Origin of the sequence: Neobacillus niacini, from assembly GCF_030817695.1 — a bacterium.
In the GTDB taxonomy this organism is placed as follows: domain Bacteria; phylum Bacillota; class Bacilli; order Bacillales; family Cytobacillaceae; genus Neobacillus; species Neobacillus niacini_F.
Genome location: NZ_JAUSZQ010000002.1, coordinates 3678887 through 3695371, shown reverse-complemented (window position 1 = coordinate 3695371; position 16485 = coordinate 3678887). Strand labels below are relative to the sequence as shown.

Here is a 16485-nt window from a genome sequence, read left to right as displayed (position 1 = left end):
AGTACTTTTTTATCATATTAATTCCTAGTTCAGTAGTAGGTTTAGTTGGATTTTGCTAACGTATTTAAAAGGAGGGTTGGCCATGAAGTCGCTGTTAATTATTGGAGGAGATCGTATCGGTAATATTCTTAAAAATTTAGAAGGAGAGGGCTTCGGAGAAGTAATCCATTTAAACGGACGGAAAAAAAAGATGGTACGCACTGATATACCAAGAAAAGTAGATTTAATCTTAGTGTTAACAGACTTTATCAACCATAATCTCACAGGAGCCATAAAACGAAAGGCACAAGAATCTGGGATTCCGATTTGCTTTTCGAAGCGGTCTTGGTGTTTTATACGTGAGGAAATAAAAAGAAGTCAAATAAATGTTAATAGGTAGCTTGGTATTGTAGGGATGGATCGTATTGTGGTCCAAATTATCGCTTATTTTTTTTGATAGATTTTATGAATCAATACAATATATTTTTCTATCAGGTAAAGTATGGAATCTTAATTCTTTACGTGATAGGATAAATCACAAGAACGATTATAAGTATTCCTATCTAATAACTTGGAATTAAAAAAGGAGGATATTAAATGTCTATTCAAAAAAAATTAAAATTTGGCGCTATTATTCATGGGGTTGGAGGAAATATTGCTGGCTGGAGACATCCTGATATTCAAGCGGATGCAAGTGTGAGTTTAGACTTCTATACCAATCAGGCACAAAAGGCCGAAGAAGGAAAATTCGACTTAGTTTTTATTGCCGACGGCTTGCATATTAACGAGAAATCGATTCCGCACTTTTTAAATCGTTTCGAACCACTAACGATTTTGTCTGCCCTTGCAGCAGTTACTTCAAAAATAGGCCTTGTGGGAACACTGTCTACTTCATATAGTGAACCCTTTAATGTTGCAAGACAATTTGCATCGCTAGACCATATCAGTCATGGCCGGGCTGGCTGGAATGTTGTTACTTCTCCCTTAGAGAAGACGGCATTAAACTTTAACAAAACAATCGAGGAACATCCTGATCATGCGAAAAGGTACAGAATTGCTGCAGAATACTTGCAAGTGGCTAAAGGTCTTTGGGATTCCTGGGAAGATGATGCATTTGTTCGAAATAAAGAAACCGGGGTATTTTTTGATTCAGATAAATTACACCAATTAAATCACAAAGGAGAATTTTTCTCTGTACAGGGACCACTTAACATTGGCAGATCTAAACAAGGAAGACCATTAATATTCCAAGCTGGTTCCTCAGAGGCAGGAAAAGACCTTGCTGCAAGAGAAGCGGATGCTATTTTTACAGGTCATCCAACATTATCAGCCGCACGAGAGTTTTATCAGGATGTCAAAAACAGAGCAAAAGCTTTGGGACGTAATCCAGATGAACTCGCAATCCTTCCAGGGATCGCACCAATTATTGGTGAAACGGAGGAAGAAGCTGAAAGAAAATATCAAGAAATCGCAAATCTAGTATCAATTGATAAAGCTCTAGATTATCTAGGTCGATATTTCGAGCATCATGATTTCTCACAATATCCTCTAGATGAACCGTTCCCTGAACTAGGAGATTTAGGTAAAAATAGCTTCCAAAGTCATACTGATAGAATTAAACAACAAGCAAAGGCAAAAAATTTAACACTTCGGCAAGTTGCATTACAAGAGACAACACCAAAGCCGACGTTTATTGGGACTCCTGAAAAAGTAGCTGATCTCATTCAGGAATGGTTTGAAGTTAATGGCGCAGATGGATTTATTATTGGTTCTGCGGTTCCAAATGGATTGAACGATTTTGTAGATTATGTCGTGCCGATTCTTCAAAAACGAGGACTATTTAGAACAGAATACGAAGCTGAAACATTACGCGGTAACCTAGGAATTCCTTTTCCAGAAAACCGCTATGCAAAAAAGGTGACAACACATTGACTAAACAAAAAATTAGTAAAAGCGATAAGTATATTTGCCGACTAGTCAACTAGAGGCTCTCTATTTAAGATTCTATTAATCTTGAATGGAGAGCCTTTTTAGATAAAAAAACAATAATTAAAAATAGGGAGGATTTAAAAGAGATGGGAAAAGAATTATCGGTTGTGGTTTGGGCTAAAGAAGGTTGTCACTATTGTCGTGAGGTTAAACAATTTTTGAAAAATAAAGGGGTTAAATACGAAACGATTGATGTTACCCATCACGACGAGCGCCGAGATATTTTGGAAGTAAAGTACGGTGTCCGACATGTACCTGTCGTTGAAATTGGTCAAGGGGAGGTATATGAGGCGGTAACGAAAGTAGGAATTGAACATCTCGAAAAAGTATTAGACAAAGTAAACGAAGGTGGTTATTAGAATGAAGAAAAAAATAATAGTGATTATTACGATCCTGACAGCGCTGCTGATTAGTGCATGCGGTACTCAAGAAACTTCAAATAGCAGCTCGAATACTTCAAATGGAGACAAGAAAGTCCAAAAAATAATAGTCGGTACAGGGACGCAGTTCCCAAATGTTTGCTTCATTGATGAGGATGGGAAGTTAACTGGATATGATGTTGAATTAGTTCGGAAAATTGATGAAAAGCTGCCTGAGTACGAATTTGAATTTAAAACGATGGAATTTTCTAATCTTTTATTAAGTTTAGAAACAAATAAGATCGATTTTGTGGCACATCAAATGGAAGTAAATGAGGAACGGCAAGAGAAATTTCTGTTTAATGAAGAACCATATAATATCTTTCCGCTTCATGTAACGGTTCATAAAGATAACAATGACATTCAATCTATAAAAGATTTAAAAGGGAAAAAGGCAATTGTTAGTGCCACCAGTAATTCAGCTGTTTTCCTGGAAAAATACAACAAAGAAAATAATGCAGGAATTGAAATCGTTTATGCAGGGAATGGACCTGATTCTACAATTAATCAAATAAAAACTGGTCGAGCAGACGCAACCATTACGACACCATTTTCTGTGGACTTCAGTAATGATGCCGTAGATGCACAGCAAAAAGTAGTAGGTGAGCCACTGCTTAATTCGAAGGTATATTTCCTTCTTAGAAAAGATGAAACACCTTTACAAAAAAGAATCGACGAAGCACTGGTTGAATTGAAAGAAGAAGGAGTAGTAAGTGAGCTAAGTAAAAAATGGTTAGGAGCTGACTATACAGTTAATTTTTAATACGTTGGAGAAGCGTTTGGAGGTTTGAACCAACATGGGGAAAGCATTTGATATTTTATTAATCTTTGAGTTTATTCCGCCACTTATTCATTACCTAGGAGTAACTTTGCAAATATTAGCCGCATCTATTATTTTAGGTCTCGTCCTCGGTATTGCAGCAGCGATACCGAGGCTGTTTAAAATACCACTTTTGAATCAACTAGTTATTATATATGTCTCATTTATTCGGGGAACGCCGATATTAATACAATTATTCCTGGTTTTCTATGGTCCTGCCAGCGGTGCTCATGTTGTTCTTTAAGATTGATATTACGAGGATGGACGCCATTTATTTTGTCATTATTACTTACGCCATTAGTAATGGAGCGGGATTTGCTGAGATTTTTCGAGCGGCAATTCGAGCAGTGGACTATGGTCAAACTGAAGCAGCCTATTCCGTTGGGATGACAAGCAGCCAGAACTTTTTTCGAATCGTTCTCCCGCAGGCTGTAAGGATTGCATTTCCGAATATGGCAAATTCAGTGATCGGGTCATTAAAGGATACATCTCTTGCGTTTACCATCGGAGTGATGGACATGATGGGTAGAGGAGATACCCTGATTGCTGCAACCGCACATGCACTTGAAGTTTATCTCTCTCTTTCTATTATTTACTATATTATCGTCGTAATGTTTGAAAAAATATTTAGCAAACTAGAAAAATATTTCAATCGTTATCAGAAGGCTGATGCAACGGCCATCGCTTAGGAAGGAGGATTGAATACATGATAATAGATATTCCATTTATTTGGACAGCATTTAAAGAAATTATTAAGGCGCTTCCTATTACACTTATCCTAACCTTAGTTCCATTGCTGGCTGGATTTTTAATCGGCATTGGTGTTGCTCTCATTCGAATATATAAAGTGAAATATATCTTTCGGGTCGCAAATGGCTATGTGTCCTTTTTCAGAGGAACACCCATTATCATGCATATAATGGTCATTTATTTTGGCTTCCCATTATTACTCGATCAAATTTCACTCAAGTTTGATTTAGGTATTCAAACAAATAAAATCCCGATTATGTTGTTTGTATTAATAGCCTTAACATTGGCTGCAGGTTCGTATTTATCTGAGATTATTCGATCTGGTATTATCAGCGTTTCAAATGGGCAAATGGAGGCTGCGTATTCTGTTGGAATGACAAAGTTTCAATCGATGATTCGAATTATTTTACCACAGGCTTTAGCTCAGTCTATCCCGAATTTCACGAATATTTTTGTTGGCTTTTTACACACTTCATCCATTGCTTTTCTAGTATCTCAGAAAGAAATAACGGGGGCTGCAAATATTGTGGCTTCGGTTAACTTGAAATTTCTAGAAGCCTTTATTGCTGCTGGTATTATCTATTGGGGTATTACGATTCTAGTAGAAGGGATATCTTTTTTACTTGAAAAAAAGGTGACTGCTTATAATCGAGGAGGCGTGTCATGATTTATTTACAAGGTATCAAAAAATCATTTAATCAGTTGCCAGTGTTAAAAGGAATTAACTTGAAAATTGAAAAAGGGGAGGTCGTTACCATCCTTGGTCCAAGTGGATCGGGCAAAACGACGTTGTTAAGATGCCTCAATTTCTTAGAAAAACCAAATGCAGGAATAGTTCAAATAGGAAATATAATCGTTGATTCAGAAAAAGCCACAAAAAAAGAAATGCTCGCGATTAGAAAACAATCGGCCATGGTTTTCCAGCATTATAATTTATTTGCACATAAAACAGTTGTGGAAAATGTGATGGAAGGGTTAATTGTGGCGAAGAAGGTAAAGAAAAAAGACGCAAGACAACAAAGTGAAAGAGTGCTGGAGAAAGTGGGTTTAAGTGATAAACTGCATCACTATCCTTCTCAGCTTTCAGGCGGGCAGCAACAAAGAGTTGGGATTGCTAGAGCCTTAGCGTTAAATCCAGAGGTGATTCTTTTCGATGAACCTACATCCGCTCTTGATCCTGAGTTAGTTGGAGATGTTCTTTCTGTTATTAAATCGATTGCACAAGAAGGTATAACGATGGTGGTTGTCACACATGAAATGAGTTTTGCAAGAGAAGTATCGAATCGGGTGTTGTTCATGGATGAAGGAGTAATCGTAGAGGAAGGGACACCATTGGAAATTTTTCATGCAGCAAAGGAGGAACGTACCCGTCGTTTTTTACAACGAATTTCTGGTGAATCATTTTTTACAACGCTAAAAGAACAGGTGAATTAACAATCAATCATAGGGAGCAAGGTGAATGCTTTGGTGACAAACCAAATCATCATCGATGAGATAAGAGAAGATGAAAAGGAACAGGTAAGGAATTTATTAGTAAAGAGTTATCAACAGTATGAACATTCCTATAAAGATCCTGAAATTTGGAAAATGTATTTAGAAAATATTCAAGCGTCTGTTGATAATCCTGATGTCAATAAGATATTAGTGGCAAAAAGCAATCAGGATATCCTTGGCAGCTTGCAGCTTTTTCAATCCTCCGAAAAGGCATATGCAAGGCCAGAACTCGAAATTTTTTCTCCCATTATTCGATTGTTAGGTGTTCATCCTGAGGCAAGAGGGCGTGGTGTAGCACAAGCACTATTAAAAGCAAGTATGGCCTACGCAAAGGAAATAGGAGCGAACAGCTTGTATTTACATTCCAGTGATCGAATGTATCATGCTATTCGACTTTACGAATGGTTCGGCTTTAAGCGAGATAAAAGTAAGGAATTTAAAAATCAGGAAATTCTAGTAAAATGTTTTCGGTTAGACTTATGAAAGTTCAAGGAAATTATTAAGCTGACAATATAGTTAAGGTGTCGAATGATTATTATCCATACGAAAACGTTGTATTTATTAAAACTATAAATAGGAGTGATTCGGATGGGAGAAATTCTTCGGAATGCTGTTGAAAATAAGCGCAAAAAATTAATAAAAAAACTGATTGCTTATAATGTTTATAAGAAAGAAGACAAACACCTCTTTGAGCTATCACTAACAGACCTGGAAAATGAATATAGAAAATTTAAATCCCTTAGTCATCCCCACAGTGATATTGGTTCTATCAAATTAACTGGACCTAATTCAACCAAAAAGTTAAATCAATGAAGTAATGATTTTGATAATAAAAATCCAACGGGAAAGGAAGTATACAATAATGAGTAAAGTGACTATTATTTCTGGCAGTCCTTCAGAACATACGAGATTAAATGGGGTTTTACATGGTGTAATAAATCATTTAAATGGGGTTGGAATAACACCTGAAATCATTAATGTCCGCAATCTTCCATCAGAAGATTTAATTCAAGCGAAGTTTGATAGTGAAGAAATAATTAAGCAAAATAAGAAAGTTGAGCACTCAAATCTGGTGGTGATTCTGACTCCGGTTTACAAAGCATCCTTTTCAGGAGTTTTAAAAACTTACTTGGATCTTCTTCCGCAAAATGGTCTCGAAGGAAAAATCATTTTACCGATTGCTATTGGTGGAACTTTTGGTCACTTATTAATGCTTGATTATGCTCTTAAACCTGTCCTTACAGCTCTAGGTGCAACCCATATTTTAAAAGGAGTATTTATTTTAGATAATCAAATAAAAAAATTAGGCAATAATCGTTATGAATTAGATTCAGAAGCGAGAACTCGGTTGGTTTCTTCTTTTAATACTATAGAAACATTGTTACTAGGGAAAAGTGTATCTCGTTCGATTCTGTAAAGGACGCGATCAATTAAGGCGCCGAAAATGGCGCCTTAAAAGTTTATCTTTACGCTTAGGAAACAGTTTGTTCTTGCTGTTGACGGAGTTTTCGTGCAGCTGTGACCATATTTTTTAACGATGCGATTGTTTCATCTTCATGACGTGTTTTTAAACCACAATCTGGATTCACCCAAAACTGTTCTTTTGAAATAATCTCTAAGCTTTCGTTTAATATAGTGTCGATTTCTTCTACACTTGGCACACGGGGGCTGTGTATATCATAAACACCTAAACCGATACCAAGTTCATATGGATTTTGTTTTAGTGATTGAATTAGTTCCCCATGACTTCTAGATGTTTCGATTGAAATGACATCTGCATCAAGGGCACGAATCGGCTCTATAAAGTTATTAAACTCACAATAGCACATATGTGTATGAATTTGTGTTTCATTTCTGACATTAGAAGTCGCGAGCTTAAATGCATTTACTGCCCATGACAAATATTCCTTCCAGTCCTCTTTCCTTAATGGCAAGCCTTCACGTAAAGCAGGTTCATCTACCTGTATAATGGCAATGCCAGCATTTTCTAATGCTTGAATTTCTTCCTTCAGCGCTAAGGCAATTTGGTTGGCTACGTGTTCACGAGTAAGATCATCACGAACAAATGACCAGTTTAATATTGTCACAGGTCCTGTTAACATCCCTTTAACATACTTAGACGTTAATTGCTGTGCTTCTGCTACTTCCTTCACAGTCATTGGGGATGTCCACTCGACGTCGCCATAAATAATCGGTGGTTTCACACAACGTGACCCATACGATACGACCCAGGCTTTTTCTGTAAAAGCAAATCCTTTCAGCTTTTCACCAAAGTACTCTACCATATCTGTTCGTTCAAATTCACCATGTACGAAGACATCAAGGCCAATTTCTTCCTGAATTTGAATCCAGCGTGCGGCCTCACTTTTCAAAAACGCAGCATATTTAGTGTCGCTTAATTCTTTTTTACGCCATGCTGTACGAGTTCGTTTTACTTGATCAGATTGAGGGAAACTTCCAATCGTTGTGGTTGGAAAATCCGGTAATTGCAGCGCTGCTTGTTGTAAAGATTGACGCTCTTTAAAGGGCATTGACCGTGTAAAATGCTCTTGTCTGACTCGTAATAAAAGCTCCTTCACACGTGGATTATTCCTCGCCTCATGCTGCTCTAAGGCTTGAATTGCCAGTATACTTTGTGACACACTTTTACTTCCTGACCAGTTCTCGTCTGAAAGGAAGGATGTTATATGCGTTACCTCGACGATTTTCTCATCTGCAAAGGACAATGCATTTAGTAACGTCGTATCTAACGTTTTTTCAGATTTAGTGGTGACAGGCACATGCTGTAAACTGCAAGAAGATTGAACCCAGGCTTCATTTACACCGCTTAAGGATAAAATAGCTTTTGTGAGTAATGCTTTTTCAGCCAAATTTGCCCGCCAAATATCGCGCCCATTTATGATTCCAATCCCTAATACTTTTTCTTGTGGGAAACCGTATTTACGGAGTGAAGCCATATTGTCATCTGCACCATGAATAAAATCGAGACCAACCCCAGCAACTGGTAATTGAACAAGATCTTCATATGCTGTTAATCCTTCAAAATAGGTTTGTAACATCAGTTTCGCTTTAGGAACCTCTTCTGCTAATTGTTTATAAATTTGTTGAACTAGTTTGATATCTTCAGGTGCTAGTGAAAGGACTAATGCAGGTTCTTCCACCTGAATCCACTTTGCTCCTGCATCTACTAATTGTTGGAGTACTTGAGCATAAAGAGGCAAGAGTCTTAAAATAAAAGATGCTTTGGATTTGGAATCATAGCCTTTAGACAATTGAACAAAGGTATAAGGGCCTATAAGCGTCGGCTTGGTCATTAAACCTAGTTCGAACTTTGCTTCTAAAAAATAATCTAAAATATAGTTTTGAGTTAATTCTAGTGGCTGGCCTTCATACTCAGGTACAATGTAGTGATAGTTTGTATTAAACCATTTCGTCATCTCAGAAGCGACCACATCGTTTGCTCCACGCGCCATTGCGTAATAAGTCGTGAGGTTTACTTGTTCGCCAGTCCACTTATAACGGGCTGGAATTAAACCGAACATTGCCGAAAGGTCCAGCATACGGTCATAAAATGTAAAATCTCCAACCGTTATGATGTCTAATCCTAAAGATTGCTGGTGCTTCAAATGATTCAAGCGAATGGTCTTCATCTCAAAGATAAACTGCTCCTCTGATAACTCACCCTTCCAAAATGATTCCACACAACGTTTCCACTCACGATTACCACCAATGTATGGGTAACCAATGGTTGTACTAGCTAAATTCATTTACGATTCCTCCTTTTCATTTACATATTTCCAAATACAAAAAAGCCATCTCCCGGAACCGGAAATGGCTATACAATCAAGTTAAAGGTATGTTTAAATATCTTACTAAACAATACTACTCATAACTCGTTTGTCGTACAAATGAATGTCACCACCTATTTCCACGTAGGTATCTGGTGTGTACTACAAATTGGCAGGTCTCCTGGCTTATCATCAATGCTCCTCACACCTTCCCGTCAAAAGACAGTGGTATAGCGTGATTCACTCCGAATTACAGTTGCGGGACAGCGACGGACTTGCACCGTTCTTCCCTTTTAAGCCAAGCCTCAGCTTGGCACCAATTCTTACACGATATGTAATTGCCAATTAATATACCATATTAAAAACCATTGGTATATAATTTTCTGAGAATTATTTAATTATTGTCAAAGTGAAAATAGTATATTATAGTTGAATCTATACAATATTTAGTATTTATTAATAATCAAAACACTAAATATAGATAATAACCAATAAAAATGGTGTCTGTATAGACTTAATAGGGAATCTGGTGAGAATCCAGAACTGTACCCGCAACTGTAAGTGCTGACGAAATAATCATATCCACTGTCTACGGACGGGAAGGGATTTGAGTAGGAAGAAGCACAAGTCAGGAGACCTGCCATTTCTATTACGTATTATCTTCTTCGGGAGCTGGGAAGATATAACGAGGGTATCCTACTATTACAGGGATTGAGCCTGTATGATAGATTATTCCACGTTATCAAACCCATCTTCATAGATGGGTTTTTTGTCGTTTCTCTCACGAAGTCATTATGAAAAGAAATGAGGAAATTGCTATGGCAGTAAACAGTGTTTATTCAGTAAATGATTCGGTTTTGGCGGCAGTGAAAAGTGCTTCTGAAAAATATAATCTGAACACAAATGAATTAATGGAAAAAATCGCCAATCTTGAAGACCCTTCAATATATGAACAATCACTTTTTTATGCATTAAATCAAATTTCAATGAGTGATCCAAACTGGACCTTTCTAGCAGCAAATCTTTATTTACAGGAACTTTATCAAAATGCGTCAAGCAGCAGGGGATACAAGCCGGAAAAAAAATACGGGAATTTTTACACTCTGATTGCTGAATTAACTAAAATAGGAATCTATTCTGAGGATCTATTACAAGATTATTCAAAAGAAGAGATTGAATTATTAGGCGCAGAAATAACGTCTGAACGGGACCATTTGTTTAATTATATAGGGTTGTTTTTACTAGCAGATCGTTACTTAGCAAAGGATTACCAAGGAAATCTCTATGAGTTACCTCAAGAACGGTTTATGATCATCGCCATGACATTAATGAGAAAAGAACATAAAGGAAACAGGGTAAACCTTGTAAAAGAAGCATACTGGGCACTTAGTAACTTATTTATGACCGTTGCTACACCAACTCTATCAAACGCCGGAAAAAGCTTTGGACAGCTCTCTTCCTGTTTTATTGATACAGTAGACGATTCTTTAGATGGAATTTATTTGAACAATTGGGATATTGCTAGATTAAGTAAAGACGGCGGCGGGCTAGGTGTTTATCTAGGCAAGGTACGTGCCTTAGGTTCAGATATCAAGAAATTTAAAGGTAATTCCTCTGGGGTGGTTCCATGGATTCGGCTTATTAACGATACTGCTGTGAGTGTCGACCAATTGGGCCAAAGGCAGGGAGCGATTGCCGTATATGTAGATGTATTTCATAAGGATATTATGAATGGCTTTTTAGACTTAAAGACAAATAATGGTGACGAAAGACGAAAGGCACATGATATTTTTACAGGTGTATCCATACCTGACTTATTTATGAAGAAATTAGAAGAGGTAGATGAAAATGGTCGAAGTGTTGGAGAATGGCATACCTTTTGTCCTCATCAAGTAAAACAAATAATGGGGTGGAAGGACCAAGACGGGAATCCCCTAGGCTTAGAAGATTTTTATGACGAGTGTGATGTAAAGTTTTTTACGGAAAAGTATGAAGAAGCAGTAAAACATCCTTTTCTTCCTCGAAAAACCTATCGGGCAATGGATGTTATGGCCAGAATTATGATTTCTCAATTAGAAACTGGTACGCCTTATATGTTTTATCGGGATGAAGTCAATCGTCAAAATCCAAACAAACATGCAAGAGGATATGGACGTGCTTCGATTTTTTGCAGTAATTTGTGTACAGAGATTACACAAAATATGTCTGCCACAACGATTGTTAAAGAATATAAGGATGAAGAAGGAAATATTGTGATTGTTCGTAAACCTGGGGACTTTGTTGTCTGCAATCTATCATCTATTAATCTGCCGAAAGCTGTAAAAGGGAATGTACTAGAAAGATTAATTCCTATTCAGATGAGAATGCTAGACAATGTCATTGATCTCAATACCATTTCAGTTGGGCAAGCCGAAGTGACGAATAAGCACTATCGTCCTGTAGGCTTAGGTACCTTTGGCTGGCATCACCTCCTGGCGTTAGAAGGCATTTTTTGGGAGTCTGACGAAGCAGTTGAATATGCAGATCGTTTATATGAGGATATTGCTTACCTTACGATTCTTTCGTCGATGGCATTGGCTAAGGAAAAAGGCAGCTATTCAAAATTTGAAGGTTCGGAGTGGCAATCAGGCAAGTATTTTGAACGCAAAGGGTATAAATCTGACCGATGGAACCAATTAATGGGGGAGATTTCGAGGAATGGGGTCCGAAATGGCTGGATGATGGCGATTGCTCCAAACTCCTCTACGGCAAAGATCGGCGGTTCAACAGATGGGATTGACCCTTTGTATGCAGTGGAATACGCGGAGGAGAAGAAAAATTTCAAATTTAAAGTAACGGCTCCTGATTTAAACCATAACAGTTACAATTTTTATCGACGAACTCGTCATGTATTGGATCAGACATGGAGTATTAGGCAAAACGCGGCCAGACAGCGCCATATCGATCAATCGATTAGCTTCAACCTCTATGTTCGTCATGATATTAAAGCGGTAGAGCTATTAAATCTTCATAAGGAAGCATGGAGGCAGGGCTTAAAGACGACTTATTACATAAGAAGTACATCTCAATCGGAGATAGAAGAGTGTGAGGCATGTCAAAGTTAGTAGACAAGAAATGAGGGGGATTGAAAATGATGATTCATACACCGTTAACCAAAATACAATTACTAAATCCTGATTTTCCAAACAAATCCACTGGAATCATAAATGGAAAGTCATCAGGTATTCTTAACTGGAATGATATTGCCTACCCAAAGATGTACGACTTATATCAAACTCTATTATCAAATTTTTGGAAACCGCAGGAAATTAATATGCAGGATGATATAAAACAATGGGATTCTCTTAGTAATCAAGAAAAAGATGTGTTTCTACGTATTAATACACAGCTTGCTTCACTAGATAGCTTGCAGACCCCAACCATGAGCCAAGCAATGGATTATGTGACAGACTCCAGTTTTAAAGCGATCTTTGCTGTTATTTCACAACAAGAAGCCGTTCACAATGAATCGTATTCTTATATACTAAGCTCACTTATTCCTATCGGTGAACAAAATGAACGATTTAATCAAGCGAAAAGTGATCACATTGTCCGAAAACGAAATCAACTTATTTTAGATGCCTACGAGGAATTTAGACAAAATCCAACGCCGCAAACGTTGTTTAAGTTATGTGTAAACTCTATTAACCTGGAGGGGATTTATTTTTACGCCGGGTTTGCCTTTTTCTATCATTTAGCACGTCAGCAAAAAATGCTGAAAACAAGTACGATGATTAGTTATATTCAACGGGATGAAATGCAGCATGCCTACTTTATTGCACAATTTATTCGAATCCTTTTAACTGAAAATCCGGAGCTTCATACAGACGAAAATATTAACTATATCTATCAAGCCATTAACGAAGCGGTTGCGCTGGAAAAAGAGTGGGCTCACTATATCTTAGCCGAAATCAAAGGAATCGATTTAGAAGAATTTGATGGCTATGTAGAATATTTAGCAAATAAACGATTGAGACAGCTTGGCTTGAAAAATCTTTATGAAGAAAGAAGCAATCCGATGCCGTGGATTCAAATTTTTGGAGATGAAATGTTGAATGAAACAAAGTCGGATTTCTTTGAACAAAAGTCCAGAACCTATTCAAAGGTCTCACAATCAAATGGATTTGACGAACTCTAAATTATCAGTTGCGATTGTTTACGCATCGGTATCAGGAAACACGAAAGAATTGGCCGAGGATCTTTATCAAATCTTATTAACGAAGTCAGTCGAGTTATCTTTTTACACTATAGAAGAGTTTTCTGTATCTGACTTATTTCATTATGACGCAATAGCTATCGGAACGTACACGTGGGGAAATGGTGATATCCCAAGGGAAATGAGGAATCTATATCATGCGCTTGAATCGATTAGTAGAAAAGACATGACAACAGCGGTATTTGGAACAGGCGATAGCTGTTATCCCAGGTTTTGTGGAGCGGTTGATCAGTTTCGAGATATGTTGTACGTTCACACAAACTTAGCTGCGACCTTGAAAGTTGAACTTCGGCCACAAAAACATGATTTACAGCGCTGCAGAAAGTTTGTTGACGCGCTGCTATTGCGTGCAAGTACGTGTAGCTATCCGCAAGTAAATTCGGCTATCCGCCAGTAAAATCGGCAAAGCAAAAACTAAGTTCATTTAACCGCCATAATCGCAAAGTGCATAAGTCCTGCCATAGGGGAATAAATATCAACTTAGTATGGGTATTTTTTTTCCTAGGAGGAATAGAAATGAATCAAGTTTTTGAAAGGTCAGCCAGATTTGAACACCGTTTTTGGCTTCAAATATTAGGTGATCATTCTAGGTTTATATTTGAAGCTCTTGCCCCCATTCAAAAAGTTGAGATTGAGCATGCAGCACATTTTATTAACATATTTGATACACTTTTAGAACGTGCAAAATCTTCACCCCTGACACAACTAGCAGATCAAGTAGAACCAGAGGTACTAAAATTACGGGAATTCAAGTTAGAATTGATAAGAAAACACCTTGTAGGAAAAATAAAAATTCACCTTTCACCTACTTTTATAAATCACATGGTTAATGAATTAGAAGAATATTTAAGAATATTAAATCATTTAAAAGAGGGGAAAGTTCCTCCCGTTTATCATGAACTTCATCATCACCTTCTTTGGTTATTGGACGCAGCTGGTCACTCAGACGCTATCTATTCAAATTTAGATGGTGTTGAAAAGAAACTAAGAGAGAAAAGCAAGGCATTTAAGAAAGACTTTGAAGGTTTTTATCTAAAAGCAGTAGAGTTGGCAGGATATTTAAGAACCAATTTGACTACCTTTCCAGCTTTGACAAAAATGACGAATGACGCACAATTAGAAATTAAGTTATTTCAAAATTTCTTAACAGAACTAGAAGAATTAGAACTAAGTAATCAAGCATTGGGAACCTTTGCACCGTTAATGGCTGATCATATGTACCGGGAAGAATGTTATTATCTAATGAAATTAGCAGAATCCGCAAACATCGAGCCGCCAAATTGTGATCCTGCTAAACCTCGACTAAAGGAATGAAAACAATTAATATATTAGCTGTTAAAGTGTTCAGGAGGATATTCTCCTGAACATTTTTTTGTGTCTAATAACCAATGATGTTTTGTTTGATAGAGACTAGAAAAGGGGAAACACTATTCATCATTAATACGTTAGGGGGATAAAATAATGCTTTGGAAAGGAAGACGGCAAAGTTCAAACGTTGAGGACCGCAGAGGTATGGGCATGGGTGGAAAAACGGTGATTGGAGGAGGAATTGGGAGTATTGTGGTCATTCTCCTCTTTGCATTGCTCGGAGGTAACCCAGGAGATTTAATGAACACTACTCCAACCAATCCAAACACTCATATGAATGTATCCACACAAGAGGAGGAATTGGCTGATTTCGTTTCTGTAGTCCTTGCGGATACAGAAGATGTATGGTCTGCTGAATTCGAAAAACGAGGCATGGTATACGAAAATCCCAAGCTCGTTTTGTTTAGAGATAGCGTTCAGTCGGCATGTGGTGCGGCTAATTCCGCTGTGGGACCATTCTATTGTCCGGGTGATCACAAACTTTATATTGATTTAAGTTTTTATCAGGAACTAAAGCAAAGGTTCCAAGCACCGGGTGATTTTGCGATGGCGTATGTAATTGCCCATGAGGTAGGGCACCATGTCCAGACCCTTTTACATAGTGAAGAAGAAGCTTCACCAGCCGAGAAGCGGACCAATGAGTATTCAGTTCGATTTGAATTGCAGGCGGACTACTTGGCCGGTGTTTGGGCGCACTATGCAGAAGGGAAGGGCTACCTAGAAAAGGGCGACCTTGAAGAGGCACTAAATGCAGCACATGCGGTTGGAGATGATAATATCCAGAAAAAAGCACAAGGCTACGTTGTACCTGATAGCTTTACACATGGAACCTCTGAGCAGAGGAAAAGATGGTTTAATAAAGGATTCAAAACCGGTACCTTAAAGGGCGGAGACACATTTAACGCAAAAAGTCTTTAAAAATATTGAACTTTATTTTGGATGGACTCTAGTGGGGTCCGTCTTCATTTATTTGTTTAAAACGTCTAAAGGAATAACTTCTGTGATAAGCAGTGAGTCCTCTGAAAAAATGCAGTACAAATCTGTAATCATATTATGGATGAGAGCCTTTTTTATTAACAAGCCTTCATATCCCTGTTTCATAAGGCTCTTTCGAAATGCTGTATTGGCTTCTTCTTTATTTAAAAGGATGGCAGTATCTTTCCAGGTTACGTTTCTTTTTTTTGCACCTAAATAATCACAATATAGATCACGTTCCCTCATAAACAGATCATATGATTCCTCTTTATTTGATTCGTAAATCTTTAAATTAGGTTCATCTATATAAACTTTATAGATATAGCCGCTAACAGTTTTTTCATATTGTATGATCTTTGGTTCTCCATTCTCCCAAAACTCGCTCTTTGATTTCTCTATCAACGTCTCAGAACCAATTGCAAAAGGTTTTGCTGTATGGATATCCGAAGTAAACCAAAATCCAATCGTATTGATATCATTACCTAAATTTTGGACTACCGTTTCTTTAGTGAAATTTCGAAAATTTTTTATCGACCCATGGTAAACAATCATTTCATTACCTCCTCTATTAATTTACCCCAAGTTTTAGATAATCATCTTAAACCGAGAAAATTTAAAACAAACAGTTGAACCCACTAAGTTCATACC

Annotated in this window: 16 protein-coding genes, 1 pseudogene and 2 riboswitches; of the genes and pseudogenes, 15 read left to right on the top strand and 2 right to left on the bottom strand. The window is 37.4% G+C overall.

Annotated features, from left to right (window positions below):
• Nucleotides 1–82: 82 nt before the first annotated feature.
• The 10 genes and pseudogenes from QFZ28_RS18755 to ssuE all read left to right on the top strand — a co-directional run bounded on the left by QFZ28_RS18755 (nt 83) and on the right by ssuE (nt 6868).
• Complete coding sequence (locus tag QFZ28_RS18755) at nt 83–379, top strand: DUF2325 domain-containing protein (protein ID WP_307196056.1); 297 nt, start codon at nt 83–85, stop codon at nt 377–379.
• A 197-nt stretch (nt 380–576) separates the two neighbouring features.
• The gene (locus QFZ28_RS18750) at nt 577–1911 is read left to right on the top strand and encodes an LLM class flavin-dependent oxidoreductase (protein WP_307196055.1); all 1335 of its coding nucleotides are present in this window, start codon (nt 577–579) and stop codon (nt 1909–1911) included.
• Nucleotides 1912–2054: 143 nt separating this feature from the next.
• Entirely contained in the window at nt 2055–2327 is a 273-nt protein-coding gene (locus tag QFZ28_RS18745) for a glutaredoxin family protein (protein WP_307196054.1), read from the top strand.
• Nucleotide 2328: 1 nt separating this feature from the next.
• The gene (locus QFZ28_RS18740; protein WP_307196053.1) at nt 2329–3150 is read left to right on the top strand and encodes a transporter substrate-binding domain-containing protein; all 822 of its coding nucleotides are present in this window, start codon (nt 2329–2331) and stop codon (nt 3148–3150) included.
• Between the two features lie 34 nt (nt 3151–3184).
• A pseudogene (locus tag QFZ28_RS18735) lies at nt 3185–3896 on the top strand (amino acid ABC transporter permease).
• 17 nt (nt 3897–3913) lie between these two features.
• Nucleotides 3914–4624, top strand: a complete 711-nt coding sequence (locus QFZ28_RS18730; RefSeq protein WP_307196052.1) for an amino acid ABC transporter permease — start codon at nt 3914–3916, stop codon at nt 4622–4624.
• Nucleotides 4621–5391: an amino acid ABC transporter ATP-binding protein gene (locus QFZ28_RS18725; RefSeq protein WP_307196051.1), complete on the top strand. Its 771-nt coding sequence runs from the start codon at nt 4621–4623 to the stop codon at nt 5389–5391. The genes QFZ28_RS18730 and QFZ28_RS18725 overlap by 4 nt, the downstream gene beginning before the upstream one ends.
• Before the next feature lie 33 nt (nt 5392–5424).
• Entirely contained in the window at nt 5425–5934 is a 510-nt protein-coding gene (locus QFZ28_RS18720) for a GNAT family N-acetyltransferase (protein WP_307196050.1), read from the top strand.
• 105 nt (nt 5935–6039) lie between these two features.
• Nucleotides 6040–6264 carry a Fur-regulated basic protein FbpA gene (locus QFZ28_RS18715; protein ID WP_307196049.1) on the top strand — a complete coding sequence of 75 codons (225 nt, stop codon included), beginning with the start codon at nt 6040–6042 and terminating at the stop codon, nt 6262–6264.
• Nucleotides 6265–6313: 49 nt separating this feature from the next.
• Nucleotides 6314–6868 carry an NADPH-dependent FMN reductase gene (gene ssuE, locus QFZ28_RS18710; protein WP_307196048.1) on the top strand — a complete coding sequence of 185 codons (555 nt, stop codon included), beginning with the start codon at nt 6314–6316 and terminating at the stop codon, nt 6866–6868.
• Nucleotides 6869–6923: 55 nt separating this feature from the next.
• Here the strand turns inward: ssuE and metE are convergent, their stop codons facing one another.
• Nucleotides 6924–9218: a 5-methyltetrahydropteroyltriglutamate--homocysteine S-methyltransferase gene (gene metE / locus QFZ28_RS18705; RefSeq protein ID WP_307196047.1), complete on the bottom strand. Its 2295-nt coding sequence runs from the start codon at nt 9216–9218 to the stop codon at nt 6924–6926.
• 175 nt (nt 9219–9393) lie between these two features.
• Nucleotides 9394–9575, bottom strand: a riboswitch (cobalamin riboswitch).
• Nucleotides 9576–9720: 145 nt separating this feature from the next.
• Nucleotides 9721–9898: riboswitch (cobalamin riboswitch) on the top strand.
• 135 nt (nt 9899–10033) lie between these two features.
• Between metE and QFZ28_RS18700 the strand changes: the two genes are divergently transcribed.
• The 5 genes from QFZ28_RS18700 (at nt 10034) to ypfJ (ending at nt 15780) form a co-directional block, all read left to right on the top strand.
• On the top strand, nt 10034–12343 hold the full coding sequence (locus QFZ28_RS18700; RefSeq protein ID WP_307196046.1) for a ribonucleoside-diphosphate reductase subunit alpha: 2310 nt from the start codon (nt 10034–10036) through the stop codon (nt 12341–12343).
• Nucleotides 12344–12369: 26 nt separating this feature from the next.
• Nucleotides 12370–13416, top strand: coding sequence for a ribonucleotide-diphosphate reductase subunit beta (locus QFZ28_RS18695; RefSeq protein WP_307196045.1), 1047 nt, complete (start codon nt 12370–12372; stop codon nt 13414–13416).
• Nucleotides 13397–13891 carry a flavodoxin domain-containing protein gene (locus QFZ28_RS18690; RefSeq protein WP_307196044.1) on the top strand — a complete coding sequence of 165 codons (495 nt, stop codon included), beginning with the start codon at nt 13397–13399 and terminating at the stop codon, nt 13889–13891. The genes QFZ28_RS18695 and QFZ28_RS18690 overlap by 20 nt, the downstream gene beginning before the upstream one ends.
• Before the next feature lie 119 nt (nt 13892–14010).
• Nucleotides 14011–14808 (top strand): DUF2935 domain-containing protein, encoded by a 798-nt coding sequence (locus QFZ28_RS18685; protein ID WP_307196043.1) that lies wholly within the window; start codon nt 14011–14013, stop codon nt 14806–14808.
• 147 nt (nt 14809–14955) lie between these two features.
• A complete protein-coding gene (gene ypfJ / locus QFZ28_RS18680) occupies nt 14956–15780 on the top strand; it encodes a KPN_02809 family neutral zinc metallopeptidase (RefSeq protein ID WP_307196042.1) in 825 nt (274 codons plus the stop codon).
• A gap of 48 nt (nt 15781–15828) precedes the next feature.
• Here the strand turns inward: ypfJ and QFZ28_RS18675 are convergent, their stop codons facing one another.
• A complete protein-coding gene (locus QFZ28_RS18675; protein WP_307196041.1) occupies nt 15829–16389 on the bottom strand; it encodes a hypothetical protein in 561 nt (186 codons plus the stop codon).
• Between the last annotated feature and the right edge of the window lie 96 nt (nt 16390–16485).